This is a genomic window from Streptomyces sp. BV286, from assembly GCF_019090165.1.
Lineage (GTDB): Bacteria > Actinomycetota > Actinomycetes > Streptomycetales > Streptomycetaceae > Streptomyces.
Map to the genome: position 1 here is coordinate 135,552 of NZ_JAHRIB010000100.1, position 18,562 is coordinate 154,113.

The following is an 18,562-nucleotide window of genomic DNA, read 5'->3' on the forward strand; positions in this document are numbered from 1 at the left end:
TCTGAGCGACAGTCTGAGTGACAGGGAGGCCGCCATGGCAGTCACCGATGAGGCGATCGAGAAGATCAAGGGAATGATCGTCTCCGGCGCGCTGCGCCCCGGCGACCGGCTTCCGAAGGAGAGCGAACTCGCCGCCGATCTGGGCCTGTCCCGGAACTCCCTGCGGGAGGCGGTGCGTGCGCTCTCGCTGATCCGCATCCTGGACGTGCGGCAGGGCGACGGCACGTACGTCACGAGCCTGGACCCGCAGCTCCTCCTGGAGGCGCTGAGTTTCGTCGTGGACTTCCACCGCGACGACACGGTCCTGGAGTTCCTCGCGGTACGCCGCATCCTGGAGCCGGCCGCGACGGCGATGGCGGCGCTGCGGATCAGCGAACAGCAGGTGGACGCGCTGGCCGCCCAGTTGGACGCCCTCGGCGCCGGCCCCTCGGTGGAGGAACTCGTCGCCTGCGACCTGGAGTTCCACCGGGGCATCGTGCAGAGCTCCGGGAACTCGGTGCTGTGCTCCCTCCTCGACGGCCTCTCGGGGCCCACCACCCGCGCGCGCATCTGGCGGGGCCTGACCCAGGAGGACGCGGTCAGCCGCACCCTGCACGAACACCGCGCGATCCTCAGCGCCCTGCGCGACCGGGACGCGGAGGCGGCCCGTTCGTGGGCGACGGTGCACATCGCGAGCGTGGAGCAGTGGCTGCGCTCGACGTTGTGAACTGCCTTTGCGGGCCCGCCAGATGGTGTTGCAGCTCGATGTGGCGGAACTGGTAGACCGCGCCGGCCCTGCGCAGCACGCCGTGGTGTTCGTGCGCGTCAGCGAGGAAGGCCAGGAGGTCGAAGGGCAGTTTCGCGCGCAGGGCCAGGTGGCAGCGGGCCACGGCGTAATGGCCCCAGGCCGCCTGACGGATGCCGATGGCCAGGCCGGTCAGCAGGGCGGGGACCAGCCCGACGACGTAGACCCACAGGCCGGAGTCGCCGGCGCCGGCCCCCCACACGCGGGCCGAGCCCCAGAGCATGGCGCACCAGCCCTGCGTCCCGATCATGGCCGCGCCGAGTACCGCCGCGGTGAACACGCAGGTCCCGAGCGTGCGCCGGTCGTTGCCGAGGAGGGTCCGGCCGTCGACCGAGGTGCCGAGGTCGACCGGGACCGTCCGCAGACCCTGGACGAGCACGCACGACACCGCGTACACCGCCGCGACCTGTTCGGCGGCCCAGAACGCCTCCAGCGGCTCGGCCGGTCCGAGGTACTCACGGCTCGCCCCACCCGAGAGCACATCGGCGAACAGGCCCTCCAGCAGGATGCCGCCGCCGATCAGCGCGCCGCCCACCAGCCCCGTGAGGATGCCCCGCGGGCTCCAGCGCCAGCGGACCCGGGCGACGGGACACGCGGGATCCGCGCGTACGCCGTCGGCGCCGACGGCAGCGGCGATCACCCCGTAAAGGAGGGCGCTGACCGTCCCGCAGGCGTTGCCGAAGGCCAGTACGTACAGGGCCGCCGCCGCGGCTCCGGTCAGGAGCGCCCGCCGGTCCCAGTGGGAGGGCCGGCGCAGTTCCGGCCGCCCGCCGAAGGCGAAACCGGCGACGATCACTCCGACGAGGGCCAGCGAACCGCCGTCGGCCAGCCGGTTGAGTACCAGGCCGGCGGAGAGGTCGGGAGCGACGCCCGCGCACAGCAGGGTGATCACCACGGCTGCCACGAGGCCGCACCGCAGTCCTCCGCAGAGGCCCGCCGCCACCACACCGAGCCCGCCGCGCTCTTCCCAGTGGGGCGGGAACAGCGGGTTGGGCGCGGCGCGATGGGTCAGTTCCATGGCCATGCCCTCGACCAGCCAGCCGAGGCAGCCCAACAGGGCGCCGACGAGGACCGGCGGCAGCGCGGTCGGCACGGCGCGGTGAAGCTTCCACCAGGCGACCTCCGCCGCCCCGTCGAGTCCGCGCTCCATGTGGCGCGCCAGATGACGCAGTGCGGCGTGCGCCCGCGCCGGCGTCCACCGGCAGGGGCGGCGCGGGTGCGGCCTGTACGCCGCCCCGACGAACGCCTCGAAGAGATGGTGCTCCACCTCGGCCGGGGTGGAGCACCGCAGCAGCTCACCGGGGTCCGGCAGTTCCTCGTGCCCCTGCGCGGGACGCGGGTTGTAGACGGACCGGGCGAGCGACACCATCAGGGGTCGGGTCAGGGCCTCGGCGACCGGTGTGTCCGTTCCCAGCGCGTCGACGACCGGCCTCCAGCGTGCCGCCGCCGGGGTGCCGCTCCCGCCGGCGTCCCGGAGCAGATAGGCCTCGACGTCCGGTCCGTGGAGGGGTTCGAGGCGGATGCCGGCCATGCCCGTGAGTCGCGGGGGCACCCCGCTCCGCGGCCGTAGCGCCGCCCGGTACTCGTCGGGCCGGCTCGACAGCACCAGCCCGCATCCGTACGGCAGGGCCTCGTTGACGGCGTGCAGCGCCGTGGCTCCCACGGCGGCGGGCAGTTCGTCGAACCCGTCGAGCACCGGCAGCACCAGACGCCGGTCCAGCAGCGCCGCGGCGCGGGTGAGCGGCCCGTCCTCCTCCGAGGCGGCCGCTCCCAGGTCCGGATGGTCCTGCGCGAGTTTGCGCTCCAGCCAACTGCGCAGGTCCTGGGCGCCGGGGTCCCAGGAGGCGAGGGGGAAGAGGACGGGCACGGGCCCGCCCGGCTGCCGTCGCTCGATCAGGGAGAGCACGAGCCGTACGAGCAGCAGCGTCTTGCCCGATCCCGGGGCGCCGAGGACCAGCAGTCGCCGGGTGGGGACCCGCTCGGTGAAGAGGTCGCCGAGCTCCCCGTCACGGCCGTCGAGCCCGCCGGGCCGCGTCGCCTCCGCCAGGTCGGCATCGGCGGCCCGCCAGGCGACGGGCAGCGGGTACGGATCCTCCAGCCGCCGTATCTGCGCCTCGGTCTCCCACTGGCGCCGGACGGCGACGGCGAGCCGGTCCGCGAGGGTGCCCGGGTCCGCCGCAGTGGCGGCCTCGGTGCGGTCGGCCCGGTAGGCGCTCCAGGCGAGGTAGGCGCCGGCCCCGGTCGGCAGCAGCGCGGCCACCACCGACGCGGGGTCGTCCAGGTGCGGGGCGACCAGCAGGGCTCCCACGGTTCCGGCGGCCAGCAGCGTCAGATACACCGCGCCGGCTCGCCGGACACGCGACCCGGGGGCAACTCCGCTCATCCGACGAAGAGTTCCGTACGGACACCGGGCCCGGCGGGGAATCGGGTCCCGCCCCACACGCGCGGGTGAACTTCCCGGTGGGCCCGGCCGGTGCCGACGGGGGGCACGCGGGACCACACCGGCCGTCGGTACGGGCCGCCCGGGCGGTCGGCCGGGAGCCGGGGACGGGCGCCGTGGACCGCGAAGGACCGGTGGTGGTCGCCCGCCTGCGCGCCCCCGCCTCCTTCCGGTCCGGGACATCGGACCTCTGTTGGTCGTCCGACGTATGGCACTGCCTCCCGACAACCGCCCGGCCCGCGATCGAGGTTGACGCCGGACAGCTCGGATGACTGGCGGGTGTTCAGAGGCGGCGAACGGGGCAGTGATCCGGTCACTCCCCCATGCGAGGGGGCTGCGGGCGCCCCCCGCGCAAGCCGTAAGGTTGGGGCGTACGCGAGAGCACGTCGGAAGGAGGCGCTGGGTGATCGAGCTCGAGGGGGTTCCCGAGCTGGTCGACCCGGTCATGGTGGCCGCGTTCGAGGGCTGGAACGACGCCGGCGACGCCGCCTCGACCGCGGTCGCGCATCTGGACAGGGAATGGAAGGGCGAGGTGTTCGCGGCGCTCGACGCCGAGGACTACTACGACTTCCAGGTGAACCGTCCCACCGTGTGGCTGGACGGCGGCGTACGCAAGATCACCTGGCCGACGACCCGGTTGTCGGTGGTCCGCGTCGGCGGCGACAAGCCGCGGGACCTGGTGCTGGTGCGGGGCATCGAACCGTCGATGCGCTGGCGCTCCTTCTGCAACGAACTCCTCGGCTTCGCCCATGAACTGGGCGTGGAGCTGGTGGTGATCCTCGGCGCGCTGCTGGGCGACACCCCGCACACCCGTCCGGTGCCGGTCAGCGGGGTCACCTCCGATCCGGACCTGGCGCGCACGATGGACCTCGAGGAGACCAAGTACGAGGGCCCCACGGGCATCGTCGGCATTCTCCAGGAGGCGTGCACGCATGCGGGAGTACCCGCGGTGTCGCTGTGGGCGGCCGTGCCGCACTACGTCTCGCAGCCCCCGAACCCGAAGGCGACGCTGGCCCTCCTGAACCGCCTGGAGGACCTCATCGACATGCGGATCCCGCTGGGCGAGCTTCCCGAGGACGCCAGGGCCTGGCAGGTGGGCGTGGACCAACTGGCCGCGGAGGACAGCGAGGTCGCCGAGTACGTACAGACGCTGGAGGAGGCCCGGGACACCGCCGAGCTGCCGGAGGCGTCGGGCGAGGCGATCGCCCGCGAGTTCGAGCGCTATCTGCGCAGACGGGACGGGGGTGGTCCGACGGCGCCGCCCGGCGGCCACGCCACGGAGAGCGGCGACCCCTCCACGTATCTGCGGGAGAGCCCGGCCGGCCGCACCAGGCCGCCGAAGCCGCAGCGGCCCGGCACCACCGACGGCGACGCCGACGGCGCCGTGGACGGCGGGGACGCGGACCCCGGCGCCACGGACGACTCCGGCTCTCCCGAGGACGGGCCGGGCCCCACGAACCCGTCCGACGCGTCCGGCACGTCCGACGCGCCCGGCCCTTCGGACTCCTCCGGAGCCTCCGGCCCCTCCGACTCCGCGGGTCCTGCCGACCCCTCCGGCCCCTCGGAGGACTGACAAGGGCCGACCGGGCCGGATCCGGCATCCGGGCGCGCCTGGACCGAACGTCGAGGGGGTGGTGCGCTGCGGACGCACCACCCCCTCGTACGTCACACCCCTCGTACGTCACCTCTCGTACGTCACACCTGGGGTACCGCCACCGCGTCGTAGTCCGTGCCGGGCGTCGGCTCGACGTCGAAGCGCGCGTTCGGCAGGTACAGCCGGTCGCCCCACGCGGCGGCCGTCGTCGGGATCCGGAAGCGCGGGTCGGTGATCCGGGCGATCGCCGTGCCCCTGGTGCCGGCCGCGTTCAGCCGGAACACGTCGATGGCGTTCAGCTGTTGCTGGACCACGTAGAGGACCCTGCCGAGGAGCAACAGGCCGTCGCCGTTGGGGATCACGGCACCGCCGAGGTCGACGGCGGTGGCGGTTCCGGTGCGCGGGTCCACCCTCATCAGGGTGCCGCCGCCGACGAAGACGTTCACCACCAGGAGCGCGCTGCCGTCCGGCGTGCGCTCGATGCCGTTCGCGGTGAAGTCCGGGCCCTGCTGCCAGTCGCCGCCCAGCGGCACGTCCGTGACGGCTCCGGGCCTGCCGTGCCGGTCGAGTGCGAGCCGGTAGAGCCGGGGCGCGAACGAGTCGGTGAACCAGGCCGCGCGCGGAGTGAGGATCACGTCGTTCACGAACGCCCCGCCGACGGCGTACGTCCTCTCGGTCCTTCCCGTGCGGGAGCCGACGACACGCAGGTCGCCGCCGGTCCCGCCGCTGACGAACAGCCGGCCGTGCCGGTCGATCTTCAGGCCCACGGCGGGGTGTCCCGCGCCGGGGCCCTGGCTGATGACCGCGCCGCGCCCGGTGGCGAGGCTCGTCCGGTAGATGTCGCCGTTGGCCAGCGACCCGAAGTACGCGAAGGGGGCCGAGCCGATGGCTATGCCCTCCGGCTGGAAGCCGTCCGGCAGCGGAAAGCGGTCGGGCCAGGCCTTCTTGCGCGGTTCGGCCGCGTGCGCCGTGCCGCCCAGGAGGGCCGCTCCGCCCGCGGCGGCGGCCGAGGTGAGGAGTCTTCGACGTGCGAAGGAACGGTCTTCGAGTGCCACGGTGCGTCCTTCCACAAGAGGGCCGACGCGCTGCCGGCCCAGCGGTCAACAGACGCTGTCACCCCATCACATGGCCACCGTCCGCGCAGCCTTGGGCCGGAATGTGGCGTGACGTCGGTGTCCTGGCGGACGGCACGCGGACGCGATGCGGCTCGCCTTCGGGCCTGGTGGGCGAACTCGGCGGCGGCGTGACCGAGTTGGCTCGGAGGGAGCGGCACCAGCCCTCGAGGACGCGAGCGGTCACGGCCGCCGCGCGCGGGGTGCCGGGCGGGCAACGACCCGCCCGGCACCCGGCGTTGTGCGACGCGCGGTCGCCGGGGCCTGCCGGACCGTGCCGGTCCCGGCCGACGGACCCGGTCCTAGAGAGCGACGCCCATCAGGGCGTCCACGGCACGCGAGACGACGCCGGGGGCGCCCTCGTCCGTACCGCCCCGCTCGCTCTGGAGCGCCGCCCAGCGGTCGACGGCCGTCAGCGCGGCCGGTGCGTCCAGGTCGTTCGCGAGGGCCTCGCGGATCTCCTCGACGAGCGCCTCGGCCGACGGGCCGTCGGGCCGCGACACGGCGGCCCGCCAGCGGTCGAGCCGTGCGAGGGCGTCCTGGAGCACCTGGTCGGTCCACTCCCAGTCGGCCCGGTAGTGATGCGCGAGCAGGGCGAGCCGGATGGCGGCCGGGTCCACACCCTCGCGGCGCAGCGCCGACACGAAGACGAGATTGCCCTTGGACTTGGACATCTTCTGGCCGTGGAGCGCGACCATGCCGGCGTGCACGTAGGCCTTGGCCATGGGGAACTCGCCGGTCAGGGCCTGCGCGTGGGAGGCGCCCATCTCGTGGTGCGGGAAGACGAGGTCGGAGCCGCCGCCCTGTATGTCGAAGCCCATGCCCAGGTGGTCGAGCGCGATGGCGACGCACTCGATGTGCCAGCCGGGCCGGCCCCGGCCGAGCGAGCCGCCGTCCCAGCTCGGCTCGCCCTCGCGGGCGGCCATCCACAGCATCGGGTCGAGCGGGTTCTTCTTGCCCGGACGGTCCGGGTCGCCGCCGCGCTCGGCGGACAGCAGCCGCATCGCCGCCACGTCGAGGTGGGACACTCCGCCGAAGTGCGGGTCCGCCTCGACGGAGAAGTAGACGTCGCCCTCGAGCTCGTACGCGGCCCCGGAGTCCCGCAGCCGCTCGACCAGCGGGACGATCCCGGGTATGGCCTCGACGGCGCCGATGTACTGCCGCGGGGGCAGCATCCGCAGGGCGGTCATGTCCTCGCGGAAGAGAGCGGTCTCCTGCTCGGCGAGCGCGGCCCAGTCGACGTCGTCCCGCGCGGCGCGCTCCAGCAGCGGGTCGTCGACGTCCGTCACGTTCTGGACGTAGTGAACCTGCCGCTTGGTGTCGAGCCACACGCGTTGCACGAGGTCGAACGCGTTGTAGGTCGCCGCGTGACCGATGTGGGTCGCGTCGTACGGAGTGATGCCGCAGACGTAGATACGGGCGACGGGACCGGGGTCGAGGGTCACGGGACCACCGGTCGCGGTGTCGTGGATCCGGAGGTCGCGGCCCTTGCCGGGCAGGGCGGGGACCTCAGAAGCGGGCCAGGCATGCATGCCCTGAGCCTAACCGGACGGATGTTCCGTATACGAACCGGACCGGTCCGATGGCCTGACAGGCATCCTTGCGCACGGCACCGGAGTATGCGTCGCGCCCCGGAGTCCGCGTCGCGGCCACGGCTATACGGGCGGCCAGGGAATCGCCGGCCACTCCCCCGAGGGCTCCGGATGCCGTCCGGACCCGAGCAGAGCGGCCACACGCGCGCGCGTGGCGTCCACTTCCGTCTCGGTGATCAGCTCCGCCAGCCGCCCGCCCAGCGTGCCCCCCAGGGCGTCCCTGAGCCGCTCCAGGACCTGCACCGCCTCCGGAGTGAGCTTCTCCCCCGCCCAGCCCCACAGCAGCGTGCGCAGCTTGTTCTCGGCGTTGAAGGTGACGCCGTGGTCGATGCCGTACAGCAGCCCTCCGGGCGCGGGCAGCAGGTGCCCGCCCTTGCGGTCCGCGTTGTTGATCACCGCGTCGAGGACGGCCAGCCTGCGCAGCCGTTCGTCGTCGGCGTGCACGAGCAGGGCCGTACGCCCCTCGCCGACCTCGGCGAGACCCACGGCCTTCCAGCCCTCGCCGGGCTCCTCGGCGTCGACCAGCCCGAGCAGCTCGGCACCGCCGGCCTCGCCCGACGGCTCGATCCACAGCTGGCACATGCCCTCGCCGTAGGGACCCTCCCGCAGCACGGTGGTCGGGACGAGCCCCCAGCCGGTCGCCTCGGACACCTCGAAGGCCGCGACCTCCCGCTGGGCGAGGGTCCCGTCGGGGAAGTCCCACAGCGGCCGCTCACCGGCGACCGGCTTGTAGACGCAGGACGCCTCGCGCCCCTCGTACGACACGTCGCACAGCAGGACCGCGTTCGAGGCCTCACGGATGCGGCCGCGCACGGTCAGCTCGCCCTCGGTGAGCAGCTCGGCCGTGGTCACGCTTCGCGACGGTATCCGTTCTGGCGCGGACATACGTGTCCTTCCGGGTCGAGCGGGAGGCTGCACAGCGGGCAGGGCGGCCGGCCCGCGTTGACGACGTCGAGGGCGCGCTTGGCGAAGGCGCGGGCCTGTGCGCCGGTGAGGCGGACCCGCAGCATCGGCGGGCCGTTCTCCTCGTCCTGGAGGAGCTCCTCCTCGGCGGCGGCCAGGTCCTCCTCGGAGTCGGCGTCCAGCTCCACGAGGGCCTGCGCCTCGACGATCATGCGCTGCTCGTCACCGTCCCAGGCGAGCGCCATGGTGCCGACCCGGAACTCCTCCTCGACGGGGGTGTCGAGCGGGGCGGCGTCGGAGACCTCCGTCGGGGCCATCGCCGGGACGGGAGCGCTGCCCCCGGTACGCCGTACGACCTCGTCGAGAAGCTCGTCCATGCGTTCGGCGAGCGCCGCGACCTGCGTCTTCTCCAGGGCCACGCTCGTCACCCTGGGGCCCGAGGAGGCCTGCAGGAAGAAGGTACGGCGCCCTGGCAGCCCGACCGTACCGGCCACGAAACGGTCCGGCGGGTCGTAGAGGAACACCTGACGGGACACGTCCTGTCTCCATTGGATCGATCGACTGCTTCTGCCGTCACTTGCGTCTGCGCTGACAACTGCTGCGCTGCTTCGACCGCTTCACCCTACTGCGGCCGACGATCACGGTGCGCCCGCACCGCCCCCGACCGTGGCGTCGCCGCCCGGGGCCTCCTCGCGCGGCGCGAGGGACGTGAGATCACCGGTGTCCCCGAGGCGCACGAGAAACGGCCGCAGCCGGGTGTAACGGATCGCGGTGATGGAACACGGTTCTACGGAGATCCGTTGGAAGAGGTCCAGATGAAGGCCGAGTGCGTCCGCGACCAGAGACTTGATGATGTCGCCGTGCGAGCACATGAGGTACACGGCGTCACCGCCGTGGTCGCGCTCCACGCGCGCGTTCCACTCCCGTACCGCCTCGGCGGCGCGGGTCTGCATGGAGCGCATCGACTCGCCGCCCGGGAACGCGGCCGCGGAGGGATGCGTCTGCACCACCTCCATCAGCGGCTCTCCCGCCAGCTCGGCGAGCTTGCGCCCGGACCAGTCCCCGTAGTGGCACTCCCCGATACGCTCGTCGGAGTGGGCCCGCAGGCCGGGCCGGGCGTCGAGGAGCGGCTGAATCGTTTCCTGGCAGCGCTGCAGAGGGCTGCTGACGATTTCCGAAAGCGGCAGTTCGCTGAGGCGCCCGGGCAGTGCCGCGGCCTGCGCGGCGCCGCGCTCGTCGAGGGCGACGCCGGGGGTCCACCCGGCGAGCAGCCCCGCGGTGTTGGCGGTGGAACGTCCGTGCCGGACGAGGATCAAGGTGGGCATGCGCCCCAGCCTAGGCGGCGGTCCGAGTGCGCCAGGCCCCTGCGAACAGGAGAATACGCTCTGTGATCGTCGACTGTGCCATCTACCGGGACGGACACCGGACGGAGGGCCCCGAGGACCTGTCCGATGCGCTGGACGAGGCCCGTACCTGCGCAGACGCGTTCGTGTGGATCGGGCTGCACGAGCCGACGGAGCGCGAGTTCGACCTCGTGACGGAGGAGTTCGGGCTGCACCCGCTGGCGGTCGAGGACGCCCTGAAGGCGCACCAACGGCCGAAACTGGAGGTGTACGACGACTCCCTGTTCGCGGTCCTCAAGCCGGTCACGTACGAGCCGGACAGCGACACCGTGTCCTCCGGCGAACTCATGATCTTCCTGGGTGACTCCTTCGTGGTGACCGTGCGGCACGGGGACGGTTCGCCGCTCAAGGCCGTGCGGCAGCGTCTGGAGAAGGACCCGGAGCTGATGCGTCTCGGCCCGACGGGGGTGCTGTACTCGATCGCCGACGCCACCGTCGACCACTACCTGGAGGTGGCGACGGAGCTGCAGCGGGACCTGGAGGAGGTCGAGGCGGAGGTGTTCTCGCCGAACGACGGCGGGTCCCGGAACACCGCGTCCCGGATCTACACCTTCAAGCGGCAGATCCTGGAGTTCCGCAGGGCCACCGGACCGCTGTCCCCGCCGCTGACCCGTCTCGCGGGCTCGGGCCTCTCCAGCTCGGGGGTGCCCTTCGTCGACGGCAAGGCACAGCCGTTCTTCCGGGACATCAACGACCACCTGACGCGGGTGAACGACTCCGTGGAGGGCCTGGACCGGCTGGTGTCGGACGTCCTGTCGGCGCACCTGGCGCAGATGAGCGTGCGGCAGAACGACGACATGCGGAAGATCTCGTCGTGGGCGGCCATGGCAGCGGTCCCCACGATGATCGCGGGGATCTACGGCATGAACTTCGAGCACATGCCGGAACTGCGCTGGGTCTGGGCCTATCCGGCGGTCATCCTGCTGATGGCGGTGCTCGAAGTGCTGCTGTTCCGTCTCTTCAAGCAGCGCGGCTGGCTGTAGCGGGTCTCCGGTCGATCCACGCGCGCGTGCCGTGCACGGGCCGCACGCGCGCGTGGCGCACGGTCAGGCGAACTCGGGTGCCGCCGTCGCCGGCCCGCCCAGGGCGTCGCGCCGCTGCGGCATCGTCAGCGAGACCATCCGCCGCCAGCCGGCCAGGCGCTCGTACGCGTACATGGCGTGGACGCCCGCCGCGAGCACCACCGCCTTGGGCCTGGACCAGCCGAGGATGCGGCCCATGTGTCCCATCACGGCGAGGCTGACGTCCCGGTAGATGCCGACCTCGGCGAGCGCGCACTCGCGCAGGGTCCGCTGGATGGCCCGGCCGTGGCCCGCGGCCGCGAAGCGCAGCAGTTCCTCGTGGCAGTACGCGAGGTGGTTGTCCTCGTCGTCGGAGATCATCCGCACCGCCCTGCCGATCTCCGGATGGTCCCCGAAGTCCTTGCGGAGCATCACCATCTGGTCCGCGGCGCGCTGCTCCGTGACCCTGCTGTGCGAGAGGTACGTGACGATGTCCTGGACGGTGAGCGGCTCGTCGCGCTTGAGCTTGTCGTGGGCGAGACCGATGCCGTTCTTCTCCAGAAGGAGTGTGTAGTCGGTCTCGGGCGGGATCTCGACGGGAGTGAGGCCCCGCTTCTTCATGAGCGCGTTGAAAATCCGTCCGTGCTTGTCCTCGTCCGCGCCGTGCCGGGTGATCTTGGGTGCGAGTGAACGCTCGCTCTCCGGGACGAGGGCCGCGATCCGCGCGTTCTCCCAGCCTCCCTGTGTCTCCCCGCTGGCGGCGATGGAGCAGAAGAGCCGGAACGACTCGTCGTTGTCGATGATCTCCTGGAAGAGACTCTTGGCCGAAAGCATGACTGCCACCTCCATGCGGGACGCCCGCCTCCATGCGGAGTCCGCAAAGAACGAGTCAAATGGGCAGCCAGGGGTGCGGCAACAGCTGTGTCGGACAAATCCGCCGAACGGAGGACGGGAAGGGCATGCCAGGCGCGTAACCGAGCGGGCCGTGGCGCGTTGTGCTCCGTGACGGCCGTGGCGGGGAAGACCCCCGAGCCCCCACCACGGCCGTGGAACTCTCTCGTCCCGCCGCGCGCGGCTACGCGAGTCCGGCCCGCTCCAGGGCGTCGGACCCGGCCCGCAGCGAGGCGATCCGCTCGTCCAGCGTGAAGCCCGCCGGGGCCAGTGTGAGCGTGGTGACTCCGGCGGCCGCGTAGGCCGCCATCCGGTCCGCGATGCGGTCCACGGAACCGAGCAGCGTGGTCTGGTCGATGAGCTGCTGCGGAATGGCGGCCGCCGCGCCCGCCTTGTCGCCGGCCAGGTACTTGTCCTGGATCTCGGCGGCCTCCTTCTCGTAGCCCATGCGCTGGGCGAGCTGGTTGTAGAAGTTCTGCTTGCGGCTGCCCATGCCGCCCACGTAGAGGGCGGTGTACGGGCGGAACATGTCGGCCAGGGCCGAGACGTCCTTGTCGCCGTCCTTGGGGCCCAGCGCGAGCGGCAGCGTCGGGCACACGTCGAAGCCGTCCATGGTCAGGCCGGCCTTCTCGCGGCCCGCGCGCAGGTGCTTGACCGCGGTGTCCTCGAGGTGTTCCGCGGACGGGAAGATCAGCAGGGCGCCGTCGGCGATCTCGCCGGTCTGCTCCAGGTTCTTCGGGCCGATCGCGGCGATGTAGAGCGGGATGTGCTCGCGCTCGGGGTGCACGGTCAGCTTGAGCGGCTTGCCCGGGCCGTCCGGCAGCGGGAGGGTCCAGTGCGCGCCCTCGTAGGACAGCCGCTCGCGGGTCATCGCCCTGCGCACGATCTCGACGTACTCGCGGGTGCGGGCCAGCGGCTTGTCGAACTTGACGCCGTACCAGCCCTCGGAGACCTGCGGTCCGGAGACGCCGAGGCCGAGGCGGAAGCGGCCGCCGGACAGCGAGTCCAGGGTGGCGGCGGTCATCGCGGTCATCGCGGGCTGGCGGGCCGGGATCTGGAAGATGGCCGAACCCACGTCGATGCGCTCGGTCTGGGCGGCGACCCAGGTCAGCACGGTGGCCGCGTCCGATCCGTAGGCCTCCGCGGCCCAGCAGACCGAGTAGCCGAGGCGGTCGGCCTCCTTGGCCACGGCGAGGTTGTCCGCGTCCATTCCGGCACCCCAGTAGCCGAGGTTGATCCCGAGCTGCATGGCCGATTCCCCTTACTGATCAGTAACGTCCCTTGTCCGGCACCCTAGCGCGCCACCGGGCCGAGCGGCAGGGACAGGGTTGCGGATCATGTGATCCGGGTTGTCCACAGGGCCCCACGCTCGGACGTCCGGCCAGTAATCTCAGGCCACATGGAGCAGAGGCATCTCGGCCGTACCGGCCTGCGCGTGTCCCGAATCGGACTCGGCACCCTCACCTGGGGCCGGGACACCGCCGAGCATGACGCCGCCGACCTGTTGAAGGGGTTCTGGGAGGCGGGCGGAACACTCGTGGACACGGCCGACGTGTACGGGGACGGGGAGGCCGAGTACCTGCTCGGGCAGCTCATGGAAGGGCTGGTACCGCGCCGGGATCTGGTGATCTCCACGAAGGCGGGCAGCGTGCCGGACCCGGACCGGCGCTTCGACGGCTCCCGTGGGCACCTGCTGTCCGCCCTCGACGCCTCACTGGCCCGGCTCGGCACGGACTACGTGGACCTGTGGCAGGTCCACGCCTTCGACCCGGACGCGCCACTGGAGGAGACCCTCCAGGCTCTCGACATCGCTGTCAGCAGCGGCCGGGCCCGGTATGCCGGTGTGTCCAACTTCTGCGGCTGGCAGCTCGCGAAGGCGGCCACCTGGCAGCTCGCCTCCCCCGGGATACGCACGCGGCTCGCCAGTACGCAGATGGAGTACTCCCTGCTGCAGCGTGGTGTCGAGCGCGAGGTGCTGCCCGCGGCGCTGGACCTGGGCATCGGCCTGCTCCCGTCCTCCCCGCTGGGCCGCGGCGTGCTCACGGGCAAGTACCGGCACGCGACGCCCGCGGACTCGCGGGGCGCCTCGGAACACCTGGCACCGTTCGTCGCGCCGTACCTGGACGACGCGGCCAGCCGCATAGTGGACGCGGTGACGACGGCGGCGGACGGCCTCGCGGTGACTCCGCTCCAGGTGGCTCTCGCCTGGGTCCGCGACCGGCCGGGGGTGGCCGCCCCCATCATCGGCGCGCGCAACGCGCCGCAGCTCACGGCCGCGTTGTCAGTGGAGACCCTTAGTCTTCCTGACGAGATCTGCCGAGCGCTCGACGACGTGTCGGCGCCCGTGCACCACTACCCCGATCACGACTGGAGCACGCTGTGACCACGGAGCCGTCCGCCGCCGCGGAGGAAGCCGAGCCGGGGACGCCGAGCGCGGCACCCGAGTCCACAGGGCCCGGCGCGGGGGCTCGGCCGGACACCGGGGCCGCCGCACCCGGCACGGGTGAAGGCGACTCGGCCGAGGGCGGCGCGGACGAGGGTGGCGCGGACGGCGAGGCCCCGGAGGGCGGCGCTGCCGACGGCACCGCCGCCACCGAAGGCGCGGTCCAGTTGTCCGAGGCCGAGGCCGAGCTGGCCGCGCAGCGGGAGTTGCGGGAGCGGATCGAGCGGCGGAAGGCGGAGAAGACGGCACCGGTCCGGGCCGGGACAGGACTGAGCGGGAAGGCCGCCGACCTGCTCGCGGCCGTCCGGGCGGTGGAGAGCGGCGAGAAGCCTCCGGCGAGCGTCTTCAGTGAGCCGGAGCCCGCGCCGCGCAGGGTCGCGCCGGAGCCGGTGCGGCGCCCGCAGCCCACGCCCTCCGGCATGCCGGCGTCGATGGCCCCCGAGTCCGTCGACGCGGTGCGTGCGGTGCTGGTCAGGGGCGGCGCACCCGAGACGCTGGCGCCGCAGACCGCCGCCACCCTCGGCGAGGGTGCGGACGGCCGACTGAGCGAGGATCCCTGGCAGTTGCTGCGGGTGGCGGGGGTGCGGCCCGAGCAGGCGGACGGGTTCGCCCGGGCCCTGCTGGGCGCGGAGTGCGGGCCGGACGACGAGCGGCGGGGCCGGGCGGTCACCGTGTGGCTCCTCGAACAGGCGGCCCTGGCGGGACACACCGCCCTGGAGGCCCCGGCCCTGCACGCGGCGCTCGCGCAGCGCTCGGTTCCCGACCCCGACGCCGCCGTGCAGAGCGCCCTGGCCGAGGGCGACGCCCTGGTGTTCCAGGACGCGCTGGACGAGCCGGGCGCACCCCCGGCCCCCCGGCGGTCCGAGGAGGACGACGACGCCGAGGGCGAGGAGACCGACGAGGGCGAGGACGTACGCCCGGTGCGCGTCCTCATCGGCCTGGAGCGGTACGCACTCGCCGAGGAGAGCCTCGCCGACGGGCTCGCCCGGGTGGTCAACGCACTGCCCAAGGAGGACGGGCCGGACAAGGCCTGGGAGTCGGCCGCGACCGGCTCCGCCGCCGAGCTGATCCGGGCGGTCGCGGGCCACGGTCTCGTGCTGCACACCGGCGGCGAGGCGTCCCGCGCCGAGCCCGCGTCCCTGGTGGCGGCCGCCCGCTCGCTCGGCCTGCGGGTGTGCGCCGCCACGCACAGCGCGGACGGCCGCCGGGACTTCGCCGCGCTGATCGCCGCCGCGCAGCAGGCGGGGAACGCGGCTTCGGCCGCGCACCCGCCGTCGCGGTCCGGCCCGGACACGGACGCACCGGGCCCGCCGCAGGGCGGCACGGCCGGAGCACCGGGCGAAGCGTCCGGGGACCCCGGCCGTGGACCGTCCGGCGGCGATCCGGCGGACGCGGGCGTGACCACCGTCGCCGGCCTCCTCTCCGGAGCGGAGGGCCCGGGGCGGGACTCGGACGGCATGCTCCGGACCGACCTCCTCGTCGTGCTCGACGCTCCTCAGCTCGACGTGGAGAACGCGGCCATGCTCGCCGAGTCGCTGCCCGACGGCGCCCGGCTCGTGCTGAGCGGGGACCCCGGTGTGCTGTGGTCGGCGGGCCCCGGGCGGGTCTTCGCGGATCTGCTCGCCGCCCGGGTGTGCCCGCAGATCGCCTCGCGGACCCCTGATCCCGGGCCCGTCGGCGAACTGGTCTCGGGCATCGGCATCGGCGAGCTGAACCAGGTCGAGGCCCCCGGCAAGGAAGTGGTGATCATCCCGGTGCGTGACGCCGGCGAGGCGGTCCACCGCACCGTGCAGCTGGTCGCCGACTCGGTGCCGCGCGCGATCGGCATTCCGGCCGAACAGACACAGGTGATCACTCCGGGCCACGGCGGCGCGGCGGGCACCCGGGTGCTCAACGCCGCGCTGAAGGAGCGGCTCAATCCGGGCTCCGGGCGCTTCGGCGGCTTCGACCCGGGCGACCGGATCGTGCACTCCCCCGCGCCGGGCCGTTTGGTGCCGGGCCAGGTGGTGAAGGCCGACGCCGACGGGCTGCATCTGGAGTGCGCGGGCGTGCCGGTCGTCGTACCGAAGGAGCGGGTGGAGCAGACCGTGCGGCACGGCTGGGCGCTCACCGCCCACCAGGCGGTCGGGGTCCGCTGGCCCGCCGCGGTCGTGGTGCTTCCCGGCGACGCCGGCCAGGCGCTCTCCAGGCCCTGGGTCTACACCGCCTTCGGCCGTGCCGGCCGGCACCTCTCCGTGGTCCACGGTGTGGAGCAGGCGCTGCCGCACGCGGTCGCGGAGGTCGCCGCGAAGCCCCGTACGACCAGGCTGTCCGCCCTGATCACGGCTCAGGTGCCGGCGTCGGGCTGAGTCCCGTCACCGGCGGGGTCCACGGCCCCGGACGCACCGGTGGCGGCCGGCGGGCCGAGGAGCCCGGTGGCCGCCACCGTGGGTGACAGCGGACCGTCAGCGGTCCGCGTCCGTCCTCTCCCGGTCCTCGTCCCCTCCGAGCACGGCTTCGAGTTCCGGCTCGACGGCGTCGTCCGGGTCGTCGTCGAGGTCGTCCTCGGCGTCGTCGTCGAAGACGGCACTGACATCGAAGCGGCACACCACCTGGTGGGTGTCGGCCTGGTCGAACGGGGCTTCCAGCCACTCACCCGGGTCGGCCTGCTCGTCCGAGGCGGTCACCCACAGCGTCGAGTCGCCCTCTTCCAGGCCGAACTCCTTGTGCCGGGAGGCGATCTCGTCGGGTTCGAACTCCCCGAAGAGAACACCGAGCGCGCCGTGCACGGTCCCGGACGCGGCGTCGAAGCCAGCCGTCACCGCACCGGACTCCTCCACGGCCTCGACCCGCTGGGCCTGCGCCAGCAGCCGCTGCGGCTCCGCCACCGCGTAGTCCCGGCGGATCAGCACGCTCAGCGAGCTGGGCTCCTCCGGCCCCGTGTACGGCGGGAGCGCGTCGTCCGAGCCGGGGATCTCGAAGGGAGTGACCTCGTCATAGCGGTCGTAGAGGAGCTCGTCGTACTCCTCGGCGGCCGCGGCCAGCTCGTTGAACGCCTCGTAGACGGCCGGGTCGTCCTCACCCGACCTGCGCTCGACCGCCGCCAGGTGGCGGTCGAGCGCGGTCTTGACCGCCTCGGCGGCGGCGCGTACCTCGGCAGCGGTGGGCTGCGCAGCATCAGACATAGTGCAGACGCTATCCGTACAGGGCCTCCGCACGCACAATAGATGCGATGCCGGAATACGAATTTGTCGACGTGTATGTGCCGCGCGGGGTCTCCCGCAAGGAAGCGGCACGCCTGCTGACGGACCATGCTGAGTACGGGCACTGGGAGTTGGACCGTCTCAGCCTGCACCGGGACGGCAGCCGCAGGGTGCGGTTGCGCCGACGGATCATTCGCCAGGTCCGCGCCACCTGGTGACGCGGGACGGCTGAAACGGAGTGGGCCCCGCCCGTGCGGGGCCCACTCCGTCGGACCTGCTCGGGGGATGCAAGCCCTCACCCCGGGGTGATTTGTCATGCCATGACGCAATTTGGGCGTCATGGCGTCGGCTTCATGCCGAGGCACGTGCCTTGCGGTAGATCACGGCGCCCATCAGGAGTGCGCCCGCACCCATCGGCAGCGCGAGGCCGAGCGGCAGGTCGCCGCCGGTCTGCGCGAGCTGCGCGGATCCGTCGGGGCTGCCGACGGCCTGGGCGTCCAGGTCGTTCGGGTTCGAGCCGTGCGGGTTCCCGCTCTTCGGACCACCGGGCCCGCCCGGGTCTCCCGGATCACCGGGGTTGCCCGGGGTCCCCGGGTCTCCCGGCTTGCCCGGGGTGTTCGGCCCCCCGTGCCCGGGAGGCGTCACCGAGTGCCCGTCCTCGCTGTTCGCACAGGCATTGCCCGTGGCCGCGTTGCCGATGCCGCCGACGGAGATGCCGTTGCCGCAGACGTTGACCGGCACGTCCACCGGGACCTGCACGTGGTTGCCGGAGCCGACGCCGGGCGAGTCACCGGTGTGCCCCCCGGCCTGCGATCCACCGCCCGGCCCGTGGTGACCCGAGCCGCCGTTGCCGTGATGGCCGGAGCCCCCGCCCTTGTTGGCGCACTTGTTGCCGACCGCCGGGTTGAGCAGCCCGACCACGTTCACGGTGTTGCCGCAGACATTGACCGGCGCGTGCACCGGCGCCTGCACCGAGTTCCCGGAGAGTACGCCCGGGGAGTCCGAAGCGGTGCCGTGCGCCCCCGAGTCGGCGTGCGCGTAACCGCCGGTGGCGGCGAGGACCCCGGTCGCGGCCGCCACCGTCATCAGACCTTTGCGGGTGACCTGTCGCATAGCTTTTCCCTGCCTTGTGAGCCCTGTTGCATCAGGAACGCGCACGCGCCGGACGCGCGGGCGCGCAATACGGAATGTCGGCGGCCCCGGAGCGCATGGCGCGC

At 73.0% G+C, this 18,562-nt stretch carries 16 protein-coding genes; 6 read left to right on the forward strand and 10 right to left on the reverse strand.

Translation table 11 applies throughout. The features are described 5' to 3' along the window. The first annotated feature begins 34 nt into the window (after window positions 1-34). Window positions 35-706 (forward strand): FadR/GntR family transcriptional regulator, encoded by a 672-nt coding sequence (locus KUF83_RS13985; protein WP_217454986.1) that lies wholly within the window; start codon window positions 35-37, stop codon window positions 704-706. Here KUF83_RS13985 and KUF83_RS13990 read toward each other — a convergent pair. After that, window positions 612-3,167, reverse strand: coding sequence for an NACHT domain-containing NTPase (locus KUF83_RS13990; RefSeq protein ID WP_217454987.1), 2,556 nt, complete (start codon window positions 3,165-3,167; stop codon window positions 612-614). The genes KUF83_RS13985 and KUF83_RS13990 overlap by 95 nt on opposite strands. A gap of 460 nt (window positions 3,168-3,627) precedes the next feature. Between KUF83_RS13990 and KUF83_RS13995 the strand changes: the two genes are divergently transcribed. Next, a complete protein-coding gene (locus KUF83_RS13995) occupies window positions 3,628-4,797 on the forward strand; it encodes a PAC2 family protein (RefSeq protein WP_217454988.1) in 1,170 nt (389 codons plus the stop codon). A gap of 122 nt (window positions 4,798-4,919) precedes the next feature. On the opposite strand, the gene KUF83_RS14000 is transcribed toward KUF83_RS13995, so the two are convergent. From KUF83_RS14000 to KUF83_RS14020, 5 genes are all read right to left on the reverse strand, one after another. Next, a complete protein-coding gene (locus tag KUF83_RS14000; protein ID WP_217454989.1) occupies window positions 4,920-5,873 on the reverse strand; it encodes a superoxide dismutase in 954 nt (317 codons plus the stop codon). A gap of 359 nt (window positions 5,874-6,232) precedes the next feature. After that, complete coding sequence (gene mshC / locus KUF83_RS14005; RefSeq protein ID WP_217454990.1) at window positions 6,233-7,462, reverse strand: cysteine--1-D-myo-inosityl 2-amino-2-deoxy-alpha-D-glucopyranoside ligase; 1,230 nt, start codon at window positions 7,460-7,462, stop codon at window positions 6,233-6,235. 123 nt (window positions 7,463-7,585) lie between these two features. Further along, on the reverse strand, window positions 7,586-8,407 hold the full coding sequence (locus KUF83_RS14010; protein ID WP_217454991.1) for an SCO1664 family protein: 822 nt from the start codon (window positions 8,405-8,407) through the stop codon (window positions 7,586-7,588). Beyond that, window positions 8,371-8,961, reverse strand: coding sequence for a DUF3090 domain-containing protein (locus tag KUF83_RS14015; protein WP_217454992.1), 591 nt, complete (start codon window positions 8,959-8,961; stop codon window positions 8,371-8,373). The genes KUF83_RS14010 and KUF83_RS14015 overlap by 37 nt, the downstream gene beginning before the upstream one ends. A gap of 102 nt (window positions 8,962-9,063) precedes the next feature. Continuing rightward, the gene (locus tag KUF83_RS14020; protein WP_217454993.1) at window positions 9,064-9,750 is read right to left on the reverse strand and encodes a histidine phosphatase family protein; all 687 of its coding nucleotides are present in this window, start codon (window positions 9,748-9,750) and stop codon (window positions 9,064-9,066) included. 62 nt (window positions 9,751-9,812) lie between these two features. On the opposite strand from KUF83_RS14020, the gene corA reads away from it, so the two are divergent. Beyond that, the gene (gene corA, locus KUF83_RS14025) at window positions 9,813-10,811 is read left to right on the forward strand and encodes a magnesium/cobalt transporter CorA (protein ID WP_217454994.1); all 999 of its coding nucleotides are present in this window, start codon (window positions 9,813-9,815) and stop codon (window positions 10,809-10,811) included. 63 nt (window positions 10,812-10,874) lie between these two features. Here corA and KUF83_RS14030 read toward each other — a convergent pair whose 3' ends face one another. Further along, window positions 10,875-11,663, reverse strand: a complete 789-nt coding sequence (locus tag KUF83_RS14030; protein WP_217454995.1) for a ferritin-like domain-containing protein — start codon at window positions 11,661-11,663, stop codon at window positions 10,875-10,877. 241 nt (window positions 11,664-11,904) lie between these two features. Next, window positions 11,905-12,969 carry an LLM class F420-dependent oxidoreductase gene (locus KUF83_RS14035; protein ID WP_217454996.1) on the reverse strand — a complete coding sequence of 355 codons (1,065 nt, stop codon included), beginning with the start codon at window positions 12,967-12,969 and terminating at the stop codon, window positions 11,905-11,907. 150 nt (window positions 12,970-13,119) lie between these two features. On the opposite strand from KUF83_RS14035, the gene KUF83_RS14040 reads away from it, so the two are divergent. Together KUF83_RS14040 and KUF83_RS14045 are read left to right on the forward strand one after the other, a co-directional pair. Continuing rightward, a complete protein-coding gene (locus tag KUF83_RS14040) occupies window positions 13,120-14,103 on the forward strand; it encodes an aldo/keto reductase (protein ID WP_217454997.1) in 984 nt (327 codons plus the stop codon). Then, window positions 14,100-16,511, forward strand: a complete 2,412-nt coding sequence (locus KUF83_RS14045) for a helix-hairpin-helix domain-containing protein (protein ID WP_217454998.1) — start codon at window positions 14,100-14,102, stop codon at window positions 16,509-16,511. The genes KUF83_RS14040 and KUF83_RS14045 overlap by 4 nt, the downstream gene beginning before the upstream one ends. 96 nt (window positions 16,512-16,607) lie before the next feature. On the opposite strand, the gene KUF83_RS14050 is transcribed toward KUF83_RS14045, so the two are convergent. Beyond that, window positions 16,608-17,327: a hypothetical protein gene (locus KUF83_RS14050; RefSeq protein ID WP_217454999.1), complete on the reverse strand. Its 720-nt coding sequence runs from the start codon at window positions 17,325-17,327 to the stop codon at window positions 16,608-16,610. A 47-nt stretch (window positions 17,328-17,374) separates the two neighbouring features. Between KUF83_RS14050 and KUF83_RS14055 the strand changes: the two genes are divergently transcribed. Further along, entirely contained in the window at window positions 17,375-17,563 is a 189-nt protein-coding gene (locus tag KUF83_RS14055; protein ID WP_030354641.1) for a DUF5703 family protein, read from the forward strand. Window positions 17,564-17,696: 133 nt separating this feature from the next. Here the strand turns inward: KUF83_RS14055 and KUF83_RS14060 are convergent, their stop codons facing one another. Further along, window positions 17,697-18,458 (reverse strand): chaplin, encoded by a 762-nt coding sequence (locus KUF83_RS14060; protein WP_217455000.1) that lies wholly within the window; start codon window positions 18,456-18,458, stop codon window positions 17,697-17,699. Window positions 18,459-18,562: the final 104 nt, after the last annotated feature.